Source organism: Undibacterium sp. TJN25, from assembly GCF_049339885.1.
Taxonomy (GTDB): domain Bacteria; phylum Pseudomonadota; class Gammaproteobacteria; order Burkholderiales; family Burkholderiaceae_D; genus Undibacterium.
Window position 1 is genome coordinate 412,540 of record NZ_JBMPPM010000005.1, and the last position, 14,821, is coordinate 427,360.

At 60.1% G+C, this 14,821-nt stretch carries 15 protein-coding genes; 5 read left to right on the forward strand and 10 right to left on the reverse strand.

The window, feature by feature from the left end:
• Positions 1–89: 89 nt before the first annotated feature.
• Positions 90–1,385: an NRAMP family divalent metal transporter gene (locus ACO0LO_RS15205; protein ID WP_422965076.1), complete on the reverse strand. Its 1,296-nt coding sequence runs from the start codon at positions 1,383–1,385 to the stop codon at positions 90–92.
• 370 nt (positions 1,386–1,755) lie between these two features.
• Here ACO0LO_RS15205 and ACO0LO_RS15210 point away from each other — a divergent pair, with 370 nt between their 5' ends.
• On the forward strand, positions 1,756–2,136 hold the full coding sequence (locus ACO0LO_RS15210) for a hypothetical protein (RefSeq protein ID WP_422965077.1): 381 nt from the start codon (positions 1,756–1,758) through the stop codon (positions 2,134–2,136).
• Positions 2,137–2,523: 387 nt separating this feature from the next.
• Entirely contained in the window at positions 2,524–3,297 is a 774-nt protein-coding gene (locus ACO0LO_RS15215) for a head GIN domain-containing protein (RefSeq protein WP_422965078.1), read from the forward strand.
• Between the two features lie 141 nt (positions 3,298–3,438).
• On the opposite strand, the gene ACO0LO_RS15220 is transcribed toward ACO0LO_RS15215, so the two are convergent.
• On the reverse strand, positions 3,439–4,650 hold the full coding sequence (locus ACO0LO_RS15220; RefSeq protein WP_422965079.1) for an MFS transporter: 1,212 nt from the start codon (positions 4,648–4,650) through the stop codon (positions 3,439–3,441).
• Positions 4,651–4,719: 69 nt separating this feature from the next.
• Positions 4,720–5,115, reverse strand: coding sequence for a DUF2917 domain-containing protein (locus ACO0LO_RS15225; protein WP_422965080.1), 396 nt, complete (start codon positions 5,113–5,115; stop codon positions 4,720–4,722).
• A gap of 144 nt (positions 5,116–5,259) precedes the next feature.
• On the opposite strand from ACO0LO_RS15225, the gene ACO0LO_RS15230 reads away from it, so the two are divergent.
• The gene (locus ACO0LO_RS15230) at positions 5,260–6,177 is read left to right on the forward strand and encodes a LysR substrate-binding domain-containing protein (protein WP_422965081.1); all 918 of its coding nucleotides are present in this window, start codon (positions 5,260–5,262) and stop codon (positions 6,175–6,177) included.
• On the opposite strand, the gene ACO0LO_RS15235 is transcribed toward ACO0LO_RS15230, so the two are convergent.
• Positions 6,174–7,232, reverse strand: coding sequence for a hypothetical protein (locus tag ACO0LO_RS15235; RefSeq protein WP_422965082.1), 1,059 nt, complete (start codon positions 7,230–7,232; stop codon positions 6,174–6,176). The genes ACO0LO_RS15230 and ACO0LO_RS15235 overlap by 4 nt on opposite strands.
• 208 nt (positions 7,233–7,440) lie before the next feature.
• Between ACO0LO_RS15235 and ACO0LO_RS15240 the strand changes: the two genes are divergently transcribed.
• Positions 7,441–8,319, forward strand: a complete 879-nt coding sequence (locus tag ACO0LO_RS15240; protein ID WP_422965083.1) for a head GIN domain-containing protein — start codon at positions 7,441–7,443, stop codon at positions 8,317–8,319.
• Positions 8,320–8,337: 18 nt separating this feature from the next.
• On the opposite strand, the gene ACO0LO_RS15245 is transcribed toward ACO0LO_RS15240, so the two are convergent.
• Genes ACO0LO_RS15245 through ACO0LO_RS15255 form a run of 3 tightly spaced genes read right to left on the reverse strand, consistent with a single transcriptional unit; the run spans position 8,338 to position 10,537 of the window.
• Positions 8,338–9,045 (reverse strand): TIGR02117 family protein, encoded by a 708-nt coding sequence (locus ACO0LO_RS15245; protein ID WP_422965084.1) that lies wholly within the window; start codon positions 9,043–9,045, stop codon positions 8,338–8,340.
• Between the two features lie 5 nt (positions 9,046–9,050).
• Positions 9,051–9,590: an isochorismatase family protein gene (locus ACO0LO_RS15250; protein WP_422965085.1), complete on the reverse strand. Its 540-nt coding sequence runs from the start codon at positions 9,588–9,590 to the stop codon at positions 9,051–9,053.
• A 17-nt stretch (positions 9,591–9,607) separates the two neighbouring features.
• Positions 9,608–10,537 carry an EamA family transporter gene (locus ACO0LO_RS15255; protein ID WP_422965086.1) on the reverse strand — a complete coding sequence of 310 codons (930 nt, stop codon included), beginning with the start codon at positions 10,535–10,537 and terminating at the stop codon, positions 9,608–9,610.
• 206 nt (positions 10,538–10,743) lie between these two features.
• Between ACO0LO_RS15255 and ACO0LO_RS15260 the strand changes: the two genes are divergently transcribed.
• Complete coding sequence (locus tag ACO0LO_RS15260; RefSeq protein WP_422965087.1) at positions 10,744–11,964, forward strand: diguanylate cyclase; 1,221 nt, start codon at positions 10,744–10,746, stop codon at positions 11,962–11,964.
• A 58-nt stretch (positions 11,965–12,022) separates the two neighbouring features.
• On the opposite strand, the gene ACO0LO_RS15265 is transcribed toward ACO0LO_RS15260, so the two are convergent.
• The 3 genes from ACO0LO_RS15265 to ACO0LO_RS15275 form a co-directional block, all read right to left on the reverse strand.
• Entirely contained in the window at positions 12,023–12,322 is a 300-nt protein-coding gene (locus ACO0LO_RS15265; RefSeq protein ID WP_422965088.1) for an oxidoreductase-like domain-containing protein, read from the reverse strand.
• Positions 12,282–13,721, reverse strand: coding sequence for an MATE family efflux transporter (locus ACO0LO_RS15270; RefSeq protein ID WP_422965089.1), 1,440 nt, complete (start codon positions 13,719–13,721; stop codon positions 12,282–12,284). The genes ACO0LO_RS15265 and ACO0LO_RS15270 overlap by 41 nt, the downstream gene beginning before the upstream one ends.
• A 135-nt stretch (positions 13,722–13,856) precedes the next feature.
• Positions 13,857–14,753 carry a LysR family transcriptional regulator gene (locus ACO0LO_RS15275; RefSeq protein WP_422965090.1) on the reverse strand — a complete coding sequence of 299 codons (897 nt, stop codon included), beginning with the start codon at positions 14,751–14,753 and terminating at the stop codon, positions 13,857–13,859.
• Positions 14,754–14,821 lie beyond the last annotated feature (68 nt).

The window sequence follows — 14,821 nt, forward strand, 5'->3', positions numbered from 1 at the left end:
GATAATGATGAACTGGTTTGGACAAAGCGGGGCCGGCGCAGTGCCGGCCCTGCTATTTTTTAAGCTGTTAACGAATTTCTATCGCGGACTCACAGCGTTGCCAGCATCGCCGCCACCGCGAGTCCCATTACCCCGGTCGCCATCCAGCCCAGCACTTTCAGGCGTGTGCTGATGACAAACTGCCCCATGATTTCCGGCTTGACCGCCATCAGCATCATGACGACCATCACCGGCACGGAGATCACGCCGTTGATCACCGCGCTCCAGTACAGTGCCTTGATAGGGTCGATGCTACTCTGGCTCAGCGCCACGCCTATCAGCGTCGATACCGCAATCACCGCATAAAAGCCCTTGGCCTTGCCGGGTTCGTACTCAAGGCTGTTGTTCCATTTGAAGCTGCCGGCAATGGCGTAGGCGGAAGACCCCGCCAGCACCGGAATCGCCAACAGGCCGGTGCCGATAATGCCGGCGCTGAAGAGCAGGAAAGCAAACTCCCCGGCAATCGGTTTCAGCGCCTGTGCCGCTTGTGCCGAGGATTGGATATCGGTAATGCCGTGCATGTGCAGCGTGACGGCGGTGGTCAACATGATGAAAAAGGCCACCATATTGGAAAAGCCCATGCCGATGTAGGTGTCGATCTTGATGCGGTGCAGGCTGGCCCGCGCTTGCTCGGGCGCTTGCAGCAGGTCATGCTCGTCCGGCTTGGCCCGCAGCTCTTCCACTTCCTGCGATGCCTGCCAGAAAAACAGGTAAGGGCTGATGGTGGTGCCGAACAGCGCGACGACGGTGGTGATGTAGTCGGTCTTCAAGGAAATGTGCGGCAGCAGCGTATGCAGCGCCACCTGCTGCCACGGGATGCGTACGACAAATACTGTTGCCACATAGGCCAGCAGCGCCAGCGTCAGCCATTTCAGCACCCTGACATAGCGGTGGTATGGGACCAGCACCTGCAACAGCACGGACAGCAGGCCGAAGCCGATTGCATACCATTGGGCGGACCCGCCGGTGAGCAAGGTCATGGCTTCGCCCATGGCGGCGACGTCGGCGCCGATGTTGATAGTGTTGGCGATTAACAACAGGCTGATGATGGAATACAGCAGCCAGCGCGGATAGTGCCGGGCGATATTGGTGGCGAGGCCATGCCCGCTGACCCGGCCTATGCGGGCGCTGACCACTTGTATGCCCACCATCAGCGGGTAGGTCAGCAGCACCGTCCATAGCATGTTGAAGCCGAATTGCGCGCCGGCTTGCGAATAGGTAGCGATGCCGCTGGGGTCGTCGTCGGCGGCGCCGGTAATCAGGCCGGGCCCAAGCTTGGCCAGGAAGGGTTCGTCACCGTCCAGCCCTGCGGTACTGTCCGGTTTGCCGGTTGCGGTCTGCTCCATACTTGTTCCCGTCATTGTTGTTGTATTGGTACCGGTTAATATTTCGCCATCTCGGCAATATGGTGAAGTCGCCGCTGTGCAGCGTCTGTTCGGCAGCTAACGGTGATGCATTGCAACAAAGCCGATTTCACGGGCTCAGGACAAGCTCCTGCGCCTCGCATAAAAATTTCTATTGCAGTGCAGCGAGGATAAGCGGACCTGGCGGCAAACTAGAAATTGACAATACCATTTAGGGTGTTCTATTGTGTCTCTTAACAAAAAAAATCCCGCGAACAAAAAAAGGCTTTGAGCCTCGACGGGATGACAAGCAATAAAGCAGCCGGCAAAAAAAGCAGCCAGCAAAAGCAGTCAGCAGTTATTAGGAGACACCATGAAATTGCCTGTTGCACTTGTAGCATTGTTATCCGTTTGTTCCGTATCCGCCACGGCGTTTGCACAAACCGCCTGCACCTATGTAGACCAGAAGTATTCTTGCGAAGATGCTGGCGCCTATCAGGGAAAGATCCAGAAACCCGGCAGCCCCCTGCTGACAGCAGACAAATTCACCAATCCCTTTGCCACCGAAGGCAGGGACAGCGCGTTTGTTACCGCCGATAACCGCAGGCAAAAAAATACCGAGTCCGCCGTCATTACCGATGCCAAGGGCATGCAATGGACCGGCCACCAGATCGGCAGCCAGACCGTCTACATGAGCAGCAAGGGCGCCAAGGTCACCTGCCAGACTATAGGCTCGCAACGCGCCTGTATCTGAGTCTATTCCAATTGATATCCGATCCTTGCCCGCTAGCGGGCGGTGCCGGATAGCCCTGTAAAATGTCCGTACTTAGTGGCCGCACCTAGGGTCGCATTTAGCGGCTTATTCAGTGGCCCAATGAGCGGGCCATTTTCATTACTGCCCTCACTCTACATCGTCCCCCATCGCACCGGCTTGATCCTGATCAAAGTTGCCCGGCCTCGCGATAAATCCTTCCAAAGCGCATTCTGTCCCGCGTTAAGCGCATTTCATCGCATTCCTGCTGAACGGCCCGCTGCTTTCTGTAAGATGCCATTCATCAGACGGGGCCATGCGGTTTTCATCGATTATCCATGGCCTCGGTAGAATAAATTGCCCCCGCAAACCCAAAAAAAAGGACGCATCATGCCAACCTCTTCACGCCTGAAAAACGGCTTCTGCGCTGCCGCCATGCTGCTGGGCGCTGCCACCTTGTCTACCGTACCGGCCCATGCGGAAGAATGGAGCATCGGATCCAACAGGGTCACGGGTTCCGGCAAGATAGAAAAGCAGGTGCGGACTGTCAGCGGCTTCAATAGTATTTCCATCGGCGTGCCGGCCAGCGTGGAGCTGGTGCAGGACAACACCGAGAGTGTGACGATAGAGACTGACGACAATCTGCTGCCGCAGATAGAAACACTGGTAGAGCGCGGCCAGCTGAAGATACGCACGGTCAAGCGCAGTACCAACCTGGAAACCCGGACGATGAACATCGTTGTCAGGCTGAAAAACGTGGACAGCATCAATCTTGGAGGCTCGGGCACCATTTCTTCCGGCAAGCTGCATGCAGCCAGGCTGGCGGTCAACCTGGGCGGTTCCGGCAATGTCGACATCAAGGCGCTGGATGCCGGTGAATTGTCCATTGCGCTGGGCGGCAGCGGCGCCATGAAGGCGGCGGGCACGGCGGATTCGATGTCGGTGGCAATAGGAGGCTCCGGCAAGATCGATGCAGGCAGCCTGAAAGCCAAAGTAGTGGAAATCAGTATAGGCGGTTCGGGCCGCCTGACTGTCGCCGCCAGGGACAGCCTGTCATTGACGGTGGCAGGTTCCGGCGACGTTGCCTACTACGGCGACCCGCATATCAGCAAAACCGTGCTGGGCTCCGGCAGCCTGAAACGTCTGGGTGCGTTTCCGATGTAAAGATCAAAGGAGGTTCCGGCCCGTCTGGCAACACTTTGCACAGGCTTAAGACCTGAATTTCCACAACCGTGTTATTGGGGGAGTAAGTTCGGCGGGCATTCGTGCCCGCCTTTTTTTCTTATACGAATGACCCGGCAATACTCATGCCGGTAGCGGCGCACCGGTCTCCAGCTGTCTTTCATCTATCGGCAGATGCAACAGGCAGGCCAGCAAACCCAATGCAATCGACAGCAGCCATACCGCCTGGTAGGAATGGGTAGCGTCGAATACATAGGCGCCCAGCCATACGCCGAGGAAGGCGCCCAGCTGGTGGCCGAAGAATACGAAACCGAACAGCGTCGCCAGGTATTTCAGCCCAAACACCTGGGATACGATGCCGTTGGTCAGCGGCACCGTGCCCAGCCACGTCAGCCCCATGACGGCCGCGAACGCATACAGGCTGGCCTGCGACACCGGAAGCAAGACAAAGGCGGCAATCGCTGCGGAGCGCACCAGGTACAGGCCGGACAACAGGTATTTACGGCTATATCGGCCGCCCAGCACGCCGCAGCAATAGGTGCCGATGATATTCGCCAGCGAGATGATCGCCAGCGCAATTACTGCGTCGCGCGGCTGCATGCCCTTGTCCATAAGATAGGCCGGCAGGTGGGTGGCGATAAAGGCCAGCTGGAAGCCGCACGCGAGAAAACCCGCATTCAGCAGCCAGAAGCCGCGATGCGAGAACGCAGCGCGTATCGCGGCAGACATGGATTGGCCACCCGCACCGCCTTGTCCTTTGCCCTGGTCTTGCAGTGCGAACGAAGCCGGCGCCGCGGCGACGAATACGGCGGCAATGATAATAAAGGCCGTGACCCATCCCAGCCCGGCGATCAGGCCATGCGCTACCGGCACCATCACAAACTGGCACAGGCCGCCTATGGCGCCCGCCATGCCCAGCGCCCAGCTGCGCTGCGCCGGCGCGGCGATACGGCTGATGGCACCGTACACGGCGGCAAAGGCAGTGCCCGACAGCCCCAGCCCTATCAGCACGCCGGCACCCGCATGCAGGCCGATGGCGGAAGTTGCCGTTGCTTCCAGATACAGGCCCACTGCATACAGCAGGCTGCCGGCCAGCATCACCTTGACGGAGCCGTAGCGGTCCGCAACCATGCCGGCCAGCGGTTGGGAAAGACCCCAGACAATATTTTGCAGCGCAATCGCCACGCCGAAGGTTTCCCGCGTCCAGCCGCGCTCGCTGATCATCGGCAGCATGAACAGGCCCTGCACATTGCGCGCGCCCATCGAGATGCCGAGCAAGATGCCGCCGCAGACGACGACCAGCAGCGGCGTCTGCCAGCTGTTTGCATTCTTCATGATGTTCATCGTAACGCTCCCGGGTTTGAGGAGTGCCATGCTAAAGGCAGAGAGTAGTAAGGCATCAGGCTATTTTCCATGGAAGGGTGCTTGTACTGCAAGGCCGAAGGGCCCTTCAATGCTGAAGCGGAGCCGCGTTGCCTGGTCGGGCTGGCGGTACCATTGGTCGACGAAATTCACGGTCATGCTGTCGCTGCGGTCATCCTTGCCCGCATGTGCACTGCAAAGTTCCACCTGCAGCGTCGATGCCGAAAAAGCCTGGATCACCAGGTCCTGACCGGCACGCACATGCAGCTCCTGGCCGGGGCCGAGTACCTCGTCTTCGGCGTTACCCAGCTGGGTTACCCACAGCGAGCCGCGGCTGCAATGCAGGCGGACGCCGGCATCATGGCAGATCGCCAGCGCCGAGCGCCGTTCCAGTTCCAGCAGCGCGCCCACCCGGATGCTGCCGTTGGAGCGAACCACATTCCGGCGAAGGAGGCGAAAGAGTTGTCGTATGAGTTCCATGCATGCTATTAAAGCCTTAAAATGGAAGCGGCTCAAACGACTTATTTGCATGACTCGCATGCGTGGAGGGAATGTGATTGATTATCTTAAGGAGCTGCTTCCATGAGCGATCCGCTTGGCAAGCTGCCGCCGCTGGACCTGGTGCGCGGTTTTGTCGCCGTAGCGCGCCGCATGAGTTTCACCCGCGCGGCTGAAGACCTGTTCCTGACCCAGTCGGCGATCAGCCGCCAGGTAAAGAGTCTGGAAGAATTCCTCGGCACCAGCCTGGTCATACGGCGGCACCGCTCCATCGACCTGACAGACGACGGCCTGCGCCTGTTCCGCTGTGCGGACGGCTGGCTGCAGCAGCTGTCCGAACTCACCGCCTCCATGCGCCGCGCCGACGAACGGCGGCCGGTGACGATTACCGCCAGCCTCGGCGTAACCTCGCTGTGGCTGGTGCCGCGGCTGGGCGAATTCCAGAGCCGCTACCCCAACATAGACGTGCGCGTCGCTGCCGGCAACAAGATCATTAATCTGGAACAAGAAGACATTGATCTGGCGATACGCTATTGCAGCGATGCGTCGGCGCCGGCAGGCGCGGTGAAGCTGTTTGGCGAAAACATGGCGCCGGTGGCCCATCCTTCGCTGAAGATTCGCCATATAGAATCGAAAAGCGCATTGGAAAAAAGCATACTACTGGAGCTGGATGAGCCGCAGAGGCCGTGGATGCAATGGGCGGATTGGCTGCGCGCCGCCGGCCTGGATAAGGTCAAGCCCAAGGGCGTGCTGCGCTTCAACCAGTACGATCAGGTGATACAGGCGGCGCTGGCGGGCCACGGCATTGCGCTGGGCAGGCTGGCGCTGGTGCAGCCGCTGCTGCGGCAGGGTCATCTGGTGCTGGCCGGCAAACGCAGCAGCGAGGTAGCGGGTGTGGGCTACTGGCTGATCGCCCGGCCCGGGCAGGGCAGGGCGGAGGTCAGCGAGTTCAGCGGCTGGATAAGGCAGGAAGCTGCGCTGACGAATGAAGGCGTGCCCTAGTCTTCTTTCTTGGGTTTGGCCGGTTTGACGTCCTTGCCGTCTGCTGGCTTGCCGCCTGAGCGGAGAGGCAGCAAGGCACTGATCAGGTCGAACCAGAACGGCGCTCCCATGGTGGCGGCGCTGGCGGTAATCAGCCAGCCAATCACGAGCAGAAGCACATCGCACAGCGCCTGCAGCGGCGTTTTTTTGATGAAGGGCTTTTCCGACCACGCTGCCGCCGGCCAGCCTATGGGCAGAGAAGGGGGCAGGGTATTCAGCATTTTCTGGCTTTGCTCCACCAGGTCCACGCCCGGCACTTCATTCTCCTGCGTGACCGGGATGGAGACGCCTTCCGCCTGCTTGACCATCATCTCGCGCATCGTCGGCTCACGCCACAGCTGCTTGAAGATCTGGATGGAATCGATGTTGAAGATGATAGCCGCCAGCAGGCCGATCAGGAACAGCAGCGCCTGCGAGCGGCGCTTGTACCAGCCACTGACCCTGTCCATCGCCTCGTTGAACCAGGCTTCTATGGACTGGTGCACCTTTTCCATGTCGCCTTCTGCCTTGTCGACAAAGGACTGCAGCGTCGTCTTCAACTCGCTGGGCGGCATGTTGGCAATGGCCTGTTCCAGGTCGGCGGCGATGCCTATGCTGTCCGCATTTTTGTATGTCTTGCGTATGGTATCGACCAGCGTGACCGCAAAGGTCGCCGCTTTCAGGTAGGAGGGCTTGGTATCGCCGCTGTCGGCGGTGGGCACGCGCTGGCCGCGCAACCAGCGGAACAGGTCCAGCACGCCGAACTTGTCCGGCACCTGGCCGCGTATCAGCGGATGCGCCAGCAAATCCTGCGAGATACGGTTACCGGGATCTTCTGCTGCCACCACGTCCTGCCGCGGTGTGTTGCCCAGCTTGAGGTCGCCGGCGATCAGGATACTTTGTATGCCTTCCCACAGCGTCTTGCCGCGCAGGTTCAGGTAGCCGGCGAGCACTTCCAGCAGGCCGGCGCAAAAAGTCGCAACCAGGAAAAAGATCGTGCCCAGGCCGATGGCCACATCCAGAAAGACGAGATTCATGGATATCCCCTTGTTATCACATCATTATTGTTATCGCATCCTGCAAGATTATCATTTTTTCAATAAAAGACAATGAATTTGCCTTCTGTCATCGCAATTTTGCAACCTGTCGCAAAGGGCATGCCGCTCGTATCTTGTCTCGGCATACTGGTCGCACTATTTATGCGGTTCCGATCAACCTCCACCCACACCTCAATAATTACAGACCATGAAAAATAATAAACTACGTTCCCTGTGCGCCATTGCGGCCCTTTCCAGCGTTGCCGCTCTTGGCGGCTGTGTCATCATCGCTTCGGGCGACGATGCGCATGTGCATACTTCTTTTGACGGCGGCGGCGTGACCGGCAACGGCGAGCTCACACGCGAAGCGCGCCAGGTGACCCCGGCCGATGCACTGGAAGTCAATGGTTCGGTCAGCGTTGTCGTCAGCATGGGCTCGGCCAATACGCTGGAAGTGGAGGGTGATTCCAATCTGCTGCCGCTGCTGAAGACCGAAGTGCGCGACGGCGTGCTGAAAGTCCGCGTGGACGGCGGTTTCCATACACGCAATGCACTGCGCGTCCGCTACACGACCACCGCGCTGCGCAGTATTACCGTCAACAGTTCCGGCAGCGTGGAGGCGACGGCGCTGCAAAACGATAATCTGGCGGTGCAGGTCAATGGTTCGGGCAGTGTGCGCCTGGAAGGCGCCGGCAATAATCTTGATCTGCGCTCGCGCGGTTCAGGCAGCATCGATGCCTCTTCCTACCGCACTGCGCGCGCCAATGTGAAAATGTCGGCTTCCGGCGGCATCAGCATGGGCCTGTCCAATTGCACGCAGCTGACGGCTGAAATCCTCGGCTCCGGCTCGCTCAAGGCCAGCGGCAGCGTGCGCCAGCTGACTGCCAGCGTGCACGGCTCCGGTAGCGCCGACCTGCGCCAGCTGACAGCGGAATCGGCAGAACTGTTCAGCTACGGCTCGGGCAGCATTTCCGCCGCTGTCACTCGCGCGCTGGAAGCCAATGCCAGCGCCTCCGGCAGCATCCGCGTGTACGGGAATCCTCAGCAAAGCAAGATCAGCGGCCGCAACGTGCATATCGTCAGTTAAGGGGATGAGCGACTCTGGCTAGCCGTGAATATATCGCGGCAGATGCCAGACGACCAGCGTGTCGAACGGCGTCCACCGGCTGACCTTGATGCCGGCACGCCGCAGCCCTGTGCCGGTCCAGGTGTTGCAGGTAGTGAAGACGGAGTAGCTGCCTAGCGCTTCGTAAAAAGCGTCCTGGCTGCCATAACGGCCAGGCACCGCGACCGAGCGGCCGTCCTGCAGGCGGGCGGAAGATTCCACATGCAGTATCAGTTCACGATAGCTATCTTCGCTTAGCCTCATCGTATAAGCCTGCTGCAAAAGGTCTGCCTTGCGCAGGTAGGTGACATGCAGCAGCGCGCCGTGCCGGCCCGTCAGCGCGCCCAGCGCCCGCGACAGCGTCAGGTCCTTCCATTCCGGCGTGTTCAGGTAAAAGTCGCGGTCGCCCCAGCCGATGGCGATGTAGTCGGCATCGGCCGGCACGGCGGCGAAATCCTTTTTCGGGAAGCGCGATTCCCAGTCGATCAGCTTGCTCTTCACCGGGAACACGAGGTCGGTATGCACGCCGTTGCTCAGCACATAGGCGTCGATTGCCGGCGCTGCAGCAGCAGACCCTGAATTCAGCGGGAACAGCACCAGCGTCCAGGCAACCGCCGCATACAGCAGTGCCAGATTGATGGGCAGCAATACCAGCAGCAGCAGTCCGGCAAAAACCGGCAGACGCCATGTTTTCCGTCGCGCTGCCATGCCGGCTATTTGATCAGTTTGAGAATCTGCTTGAACTGCGGATGCTCGCTGTGCCGCATCCATTCAAACATCACCATTTCAGAACTGACCACCTCCGCACCTGCTGCCCGCGCCCTGTGCAGGGCGGCGGCCTTGTCGGCCGGATTGCGCGAGCCGACAGCGTCGCTGACCAGCCTGACCTTGTGCTTCCTGTGCAGCAGTCCCATTGCTGTTTGCAATACGCACACATGCGCTTCGCATCCGGCCAGGATCAGCTCGTCCCTGCCGCTGTCCAGCGCTGCCAGGAACTCCGGCCGGGCGCAGGCGTCGAAGTCTGCTTTTTCTATCGTGCGATCCAGCAGTGTGTGGATGGCCGGGACGGTAGGGCCGAGGCGCAGCGGCTGCTGCACCGTGCCCAGCACAGGTATGTGTAGCAGCCTGGCCGCCTGCGCCAGCAGCGATGCGCGCGCCAGCACCTGTTCGCCATCGGTGATCACCGGCATCAGCTTTTGCTGCAGGTCGATGACGATCAGCATCGAACGGGATGCGTCGCACAGGTAGCTCATTGCATTTTCCTCTACTCCTATTTACCGGCGGCAGCGGTTGCGGGTGCAGCCCATTTTTGCAGCAGGCGGCCGCCGAACAGCACGCAGACCAGCGATGCCACCACCAGCGCGATGCCGGCCCACTGCCACGCGGTGATGACCTCGCCCAATACCAGCATGCCGGTCGCCAGCCCGACTACCGGCACGCCCAGGCTGAAAGGCGCGACACGGTTGACGGCATGGCGCTTCAGCAGGCCGGTCCACAAGGCGTAGGCGAGTATGGTCGCGATCCAGCCCAGGTAGGCAATCGATGCCCAGCTGCTCCAGGACGCCGAGAGCCAGCGCCAGTGCGTGGCCGACGTGTCGAACAGCAGCGACAGGCCGACGAAGGGCAGCACCGGTATCAGGCTGCTCCATACCATGAAAGGCACGACCTCAAAATTGGGCGTGGCTTTTTGCGCGCGGCGCACCACGATATTGGAGACAGCCCACATCGCGGCCGCCCCCAGGCTCAGTATGAAACCCAGCGCGCTGGCCGCATGTGGATGCAGGTAGTTCATCGCAAAGCAGGCCAGCCCCAGCGCTGCCAGGCACAAACCCGCCTGCAGGGGTTTGCTGACTTTTTCATGCAGCAGCACGTAGCTGAACAGCGCGGTGAAGAAGACCTGGGTTTGCAGCAGCACCGATGCCAGCGCTGCCGTCATGCCCATCTGCAGCGCGATGAACAGCAGGCCGAACTGGCCGACGCCCTGGCACAGCCCGTAGGCCACGACCCATTTCCAGTGCAGCTTGGGCGGCTTGATAATGAGGATCAGCGGCAGCACGGCAAACACATAGCGCGCCGCGCCCAGTTGCAACGGAGTGAAATCGTGCAGCGCCAGTTTCATCGCAACGAAATTGGTGCCCCAGATGAACACGACGCCGATTGCCGATACGAGGTCCAGGCCGCTCAGGCGGGTTTGGCTCATTGTTGTCTCTTATAGTGTAGTTTTGCTCTAAAGATACCATACGATGCGCTACCGCGCCCGACCATGAAGCCCGCATCAAGCCGCTTTTTTCCCGGCAGGCTCTGGCGCGGCGGTTCCGCTTCCCGCCTGCAAAATACGACACTTGCTTGAATGCCCGCTAATAGAATGTTAATCTATTGCAATTAGAAAGCGGGTGATTTCAACTGATGCTCAATCTCGATCTTCGCGTAGTCATCCTGCTGTCCTCGGTGGTGCCGGTGCTGATGGCCATCGTGCTGTTTTCTGCTTACCGCAGCTTCCCTGCGAGCATCAAGGGCATAGGCTGGTGGACACTTGCTTCAGTGCTGCTGTTTGCCGCGGCCGTATTGTTCGGCCTGCGCGGCCGGGTTCCCGATCTGTTATCCATAGTCCTCGGCACAGCGGTGATGCTGGGCGCGGTAGGCTGCCGCCTGATAGGCACCCAGTACTTCTACGGCCGGCCGCCGGCCCTGCGCCTGGTGCTGGCGATTGTGCTGCTGGGCACGGGCGGTGCGGCCTGGTGGTCCATGGTGCAGCCCAGCTTCCAGTTCCGCATGGTGCTGGTCGCGCCTTTGCTGGCTATCCTGTACGGAATCCAGCTGTTCACGGTGACGCGCTATGCCGACCGCCATTTCGGCAGTTATTTTTTCGGCGGCATGATTTTGCTGCAGACGGTGCTGATTGTGATGCGGGTTGCGACCGGCTTGTCCGGCCGCCAGGATTACGTCAATTTTTATTCGGGCGACCTGGTGCAGAGCGCCTACCTTATCGTCTATAACTTCATGACGATGGCGCTGGCCGTCGGCTTCATGATGGTTGCCACGCGCCGGCTGCATGCGGAGCTGATGCGGATGTCGAATATCGATCCGCTGACGGATGCCCTGAACCGCCGCGCCTTCACCGATATCTATGAAAGCGAAGCGCGCCGCATCAAGCGCAATGAGCAGGCAATGAGCCTGATCATCATCGATCTTGACCATTTCAAGCGCATCAACGACAAGTACGGCCATGCGGTCGGGGATAGCGTGCTGGTGCATTTTTCCTCAGTCGTCATGCGGCTGCTGCGCGAGACCGATCATTTCGCGCGTTTTGGCGGCGAGGAGTTCGTTGTACTGCTGCCAGAAACCAATGCAGGTGAGGCACAGGTCGTGGCGGAGCGCATCTGCACGCGGCTGCGCGAGGCGGATGGCACCGTGGTGCCATCCTATACCGTCAGCATGGGCCTGGCGGAAGTCAGCAGCGGGATTGAAAGCCTGGATGCGGCGCTGGGCCGGGCCGATGCCGCGCTGTACCGAGCGAAGTCGGCAGGCAGGGACAGGCTGGAAATTGCGGCACCGCAAAAGGGCATCCGCATGGACTGTTCCGAAGAAACAGCATTGCCGGCGGAAGAAGTCCGCGGCAGCGCCTGACCTGGCCAGGATTACGCCGGCGTCGAATTATTCCTGCGCCAGATGATGGTTCATCGCATTATCCCTGTGTCGGGTTTGCGCGGTTTTTCTTTAGCTTCTGCGCAGCGCCTTTAACCGGGTTCCTCGTCTCCCATTCCCGCAATTCCGTCCGGTAGCGCTCCAGGGCATCTTCGTAGATATCGAAGATGCAGGGAGTGCAGCCGCTGTTGCAGCAATCCTCCAGTTCCGGCCGGACGGGGGGAAGAGGGCGCGGATCTTGCGCGGGGTGACGGGATGACGGCATCTTTACTTCGCATCGGCAATGGACAGTTGCAGCATCAGCCGGCCGCCGCATCCGGCGTCGCCAGCATGTGCGCATTACGCCATCCGCCCCAGCGGTAATAGGCAATGGACATCAGCATTGCAGAAATGGAGCCTATGCCGAAGCTATACCACAGTGCATCCGCACCCCAACGCTCCATCAGCAGCGCCGCGAACGGCAGGCGTATGCACCACAGCGCCAGGAACAGGATCACCAGCGGCGCCACCACGGCGCCGGAGGCGCGCATCACGCTGGACAGCACAAAGGTCACGCCCAGCAGCACGAAAGACCAGGCCACCATGGCATTGATGTGCTGGGCGATCGGCAACGCAGTGACATGCTCCGGCAGGAAAAAGCCGAGTGCGCCGCGGTTGAACAGGTAGATCAGCGTCACCAGCCCACCCGTCATCAGGAAGTTGAACAGCACTCCAACGCTGGCAATACGCTGCACGCGATCCAGCCGGCGCGCGCCGATATTTTGCGCCGCCATCGAAGACACTGCCATGCCGACGGCCAGCGCCGGCATCTGCACATAGTTCCACAACTGCAGGCAGGCGCCGTAAGCGGCCGAGGTTTGCGAGCCGAAGCGGTTAACCAGCGAGATCATCACGATCATCGACAGTGATACCACCGCCATCTGCAAACCCATCGGTATGCCCTTGACGACCATCGATTTCAGGATGATGCGGTCCGGGCGCAGGTAGTGGCCTTCACCCTTGTGCAGGCAAAGAAAATGTTTTTTGTGATACAGGTAGGCCAGCAACCCGGCCAGGCTGACGCTTTGGGCCACCAGCGTTGCCACGGCCGAGCCGGCAATGCCCATCCCCGGCACCGGCCCCAGGCCGAAAATGAACAATGGATTGAGCGCAATATCCAGGCTCACCGACAATATCTGGAATTTGAACGGCGTCTTGGTATCGCCGGCGCCGCGCAGGATCATCATCAGGAAGATGTAGGCAAACTGGAAGGGCATCGCCAGGAAGATGATGCGCAGATAGGCCACGGCCAGCGGCAGCGCGTCGTGCGGCGTGCGCATCAGCTGCATCAGGTGTTCGGAAAACAGCATGCCGAATACCGCCACCAGCAGCGACAGCGCGACAAAAAACGTGACTGCAGTGCCGACCACGCGCTTGGCCTGGTCCATATTCCGGGCGCCCATGCTCTGGCCTACCAGTATCGTCGCGGCCATGCCCAGGCCCATCACTGTGGCGATCAGGAAGAACAGGATGGCGTTGGAATTGGCGGTCGCGGTCAGCGCCGCTTCTCCCAGGTAATGGCCGACCCAGATCGCATTGACGGACCCGTTCAGCGATTGCAGCACATTGCCGAACAGGATGGGCAAGGTAAAAAAGAACAGGGTTTTTGCAATAGGCCCTTCTATCAGGGAAGTGCGCGAGCGGGCCGAGGCAGAGTTTTGCGTCATCAGGTAAGTAGCGGTCTTTGGATGGGAGGGCACAGCTTACCAAAGTATTGGCCGCTTGCGACGTTGCGTGCATAAATTCCACTGCCAGAATGGCTGCAGGGACTGTTGCCCAGACATTACTTGATACGCATTCTTGATGCGACTTGATGTGTATAGCGGGCTCTCCCGTCATTGCCGCTTCAGCGCGCTGGTGAAGCAAGTGCGGAAATGCGCAATCGGCTTGGCCAGCCGCCCCGGCGTCCGCGCGTGGACCAGCCAGGTATTGATGCCGCTTTGGAATTCAGGCACGCTCAATACCCTGAGCTTGTCGCGGGAAGCGCTGCGCGCATAGGAGCCGGGCGTGACCAGGCCTATGCCCATGCCGCGCGCGACCAGCGACAATTGCAGTTCGGCATCCGATGTCTCCACCGCAATGTCGAAAGGCAGGTGGGCGGCGTCGGACGCGCGCCGTATTGTGCTACGCAGCCCGCAACCGTCCTGATTCAGCACCCATGGAAACCGGGTGACTTGCTGCAGTGTCAGTGAGGTATGCGGCAGCTCCACGTCCTGCGCGGCGACGATCAGCGGCAATTCCCGGCCGAGGAAATGCATTGCCAGGCTGTCCGGAGGATTTACATTGTCCGGCGTCAGAATGGCCGCTGCATCCAGCGTGTTGTTGATGACCATGCGGACCAGATCCGGCGACCAGCCGGCAATCACGCGCGGCGTCAGCCGTGGGAAATCCCGCCGCAACGCATCAATAGGATCGGTCAGCGCCTGTTCCGCCAAAAAGGGCGGCACGCCAAGCCTTAAATCGCCGGATACCTCCGCCTCCGGCTGGGTGGAGGCCAGCAGGTCGGCGACCGATGACAGTATCTGCCGCCCGCGCCCGTACACTTCCTGGCCGGCAGCGGACGGTTTCAGCGGTTTCGACAACCTGTCCAGCAATTCCACTCCCAACTGCGTCTCCAGGCTTTGTATGCGCCGGCTGATGCCGGGCTGGGTCAGGTGCAGCTGCTTGGCGGCCGCAACGATGGAGCCGGTATCCACCACGGCAACAAAAGCGGCAAGATCATGTGTATTCAAAATAAATTAGCATAAAGTTTATGATAATAATGCGGTTGTATCATATATGCAGAGCGGGCACAATGGCG

Coding starts and splice junctions, on each gene's coding strand:
- ACO0LO_RS15220 (WP_422965079.1), bottom strand. CDS start 4,650: ATGAAGAATGCAAACAGCTGGCAGACGCCGCTGCTGGTCGTCGTCTGC.
- ACO0LO_RS15230 (WP_422965081.1), top strand. CDS start 5,260: ATGAGCGATCCGCTTGGCAAGCTGCCGCCGCTGGACCTGGTGCGCGGT.
- ACO0LO_RS15245 (WP_422965084.1), bottom strand. CDS start 9,045: ATGGCAGCGCGACGGAAAACATGGCGTCTGCCGGTTTTTGCCGGACTG.
- ACO0LO_RS15260 (WP_422965087.1), top strand. CDS start 10,744: ATGCTCAATCTCGATCTTCGCGTAGTCATCCTGCTGTCCTCGGTGGTG.
- ACO0LO_RS15265 (WP_422965088.1), bottom strand. CDS start 12,322: ATGCGCACATGCTGGCGACGCCGGATGCGGCGGCCGGCTGATGCTGCA.
- ACO0LO_RS15250 (WP_422965085.1), bottom strand. CDS start 9,590: ATGAGCTACCTGTGCGACGCATCCCGTTCGATGCTGATCGTCATCGAC.
- ACO0LO_RS15255 (WP_422965086.1), bottom strand. CDS start 10,537: ATGAGCCAAACCCGCCTGAGCGGCCTGGACCTCGTATCGGCAATCGGC.
- ACO0LO_RS15235 (WP_422965082.1), bottom strand. CDS start 7,232: ATGAATCTCGTCTTTCTGGATGTGGCCATCGGCCTGGGCACGATCTTT.
- ACO0LO_RS15210 (WP_422965077.1), top strand. CDS start 1,756: ATGAAATTGCCTGTTGCACTTGTAGCATTGTTATCCGTTTGTTCCGTA.
- ACO0LO_RS15240 (WP_422965083.1), top strand. CDS start 7,441: ATGAAAAATAATAAACTACGTTCCCTGTGCGCCATTGCGGCCCTTTCC.
- ACO0LO_RS15215 (WP_422965078.1), top strand. CDS start 2,524: ATGCCAACCTCTTCACGCCTGAAAAACGGCTTCTGCGCTGCCGCCATG.
- ACO0LO_RS15205 (WP_422965076.1), bottom strand. CDS start 1,385: ATGGAGCAGACCGCAACCGGCAAACCGGACAGTACCGCAGGGCTGGAC.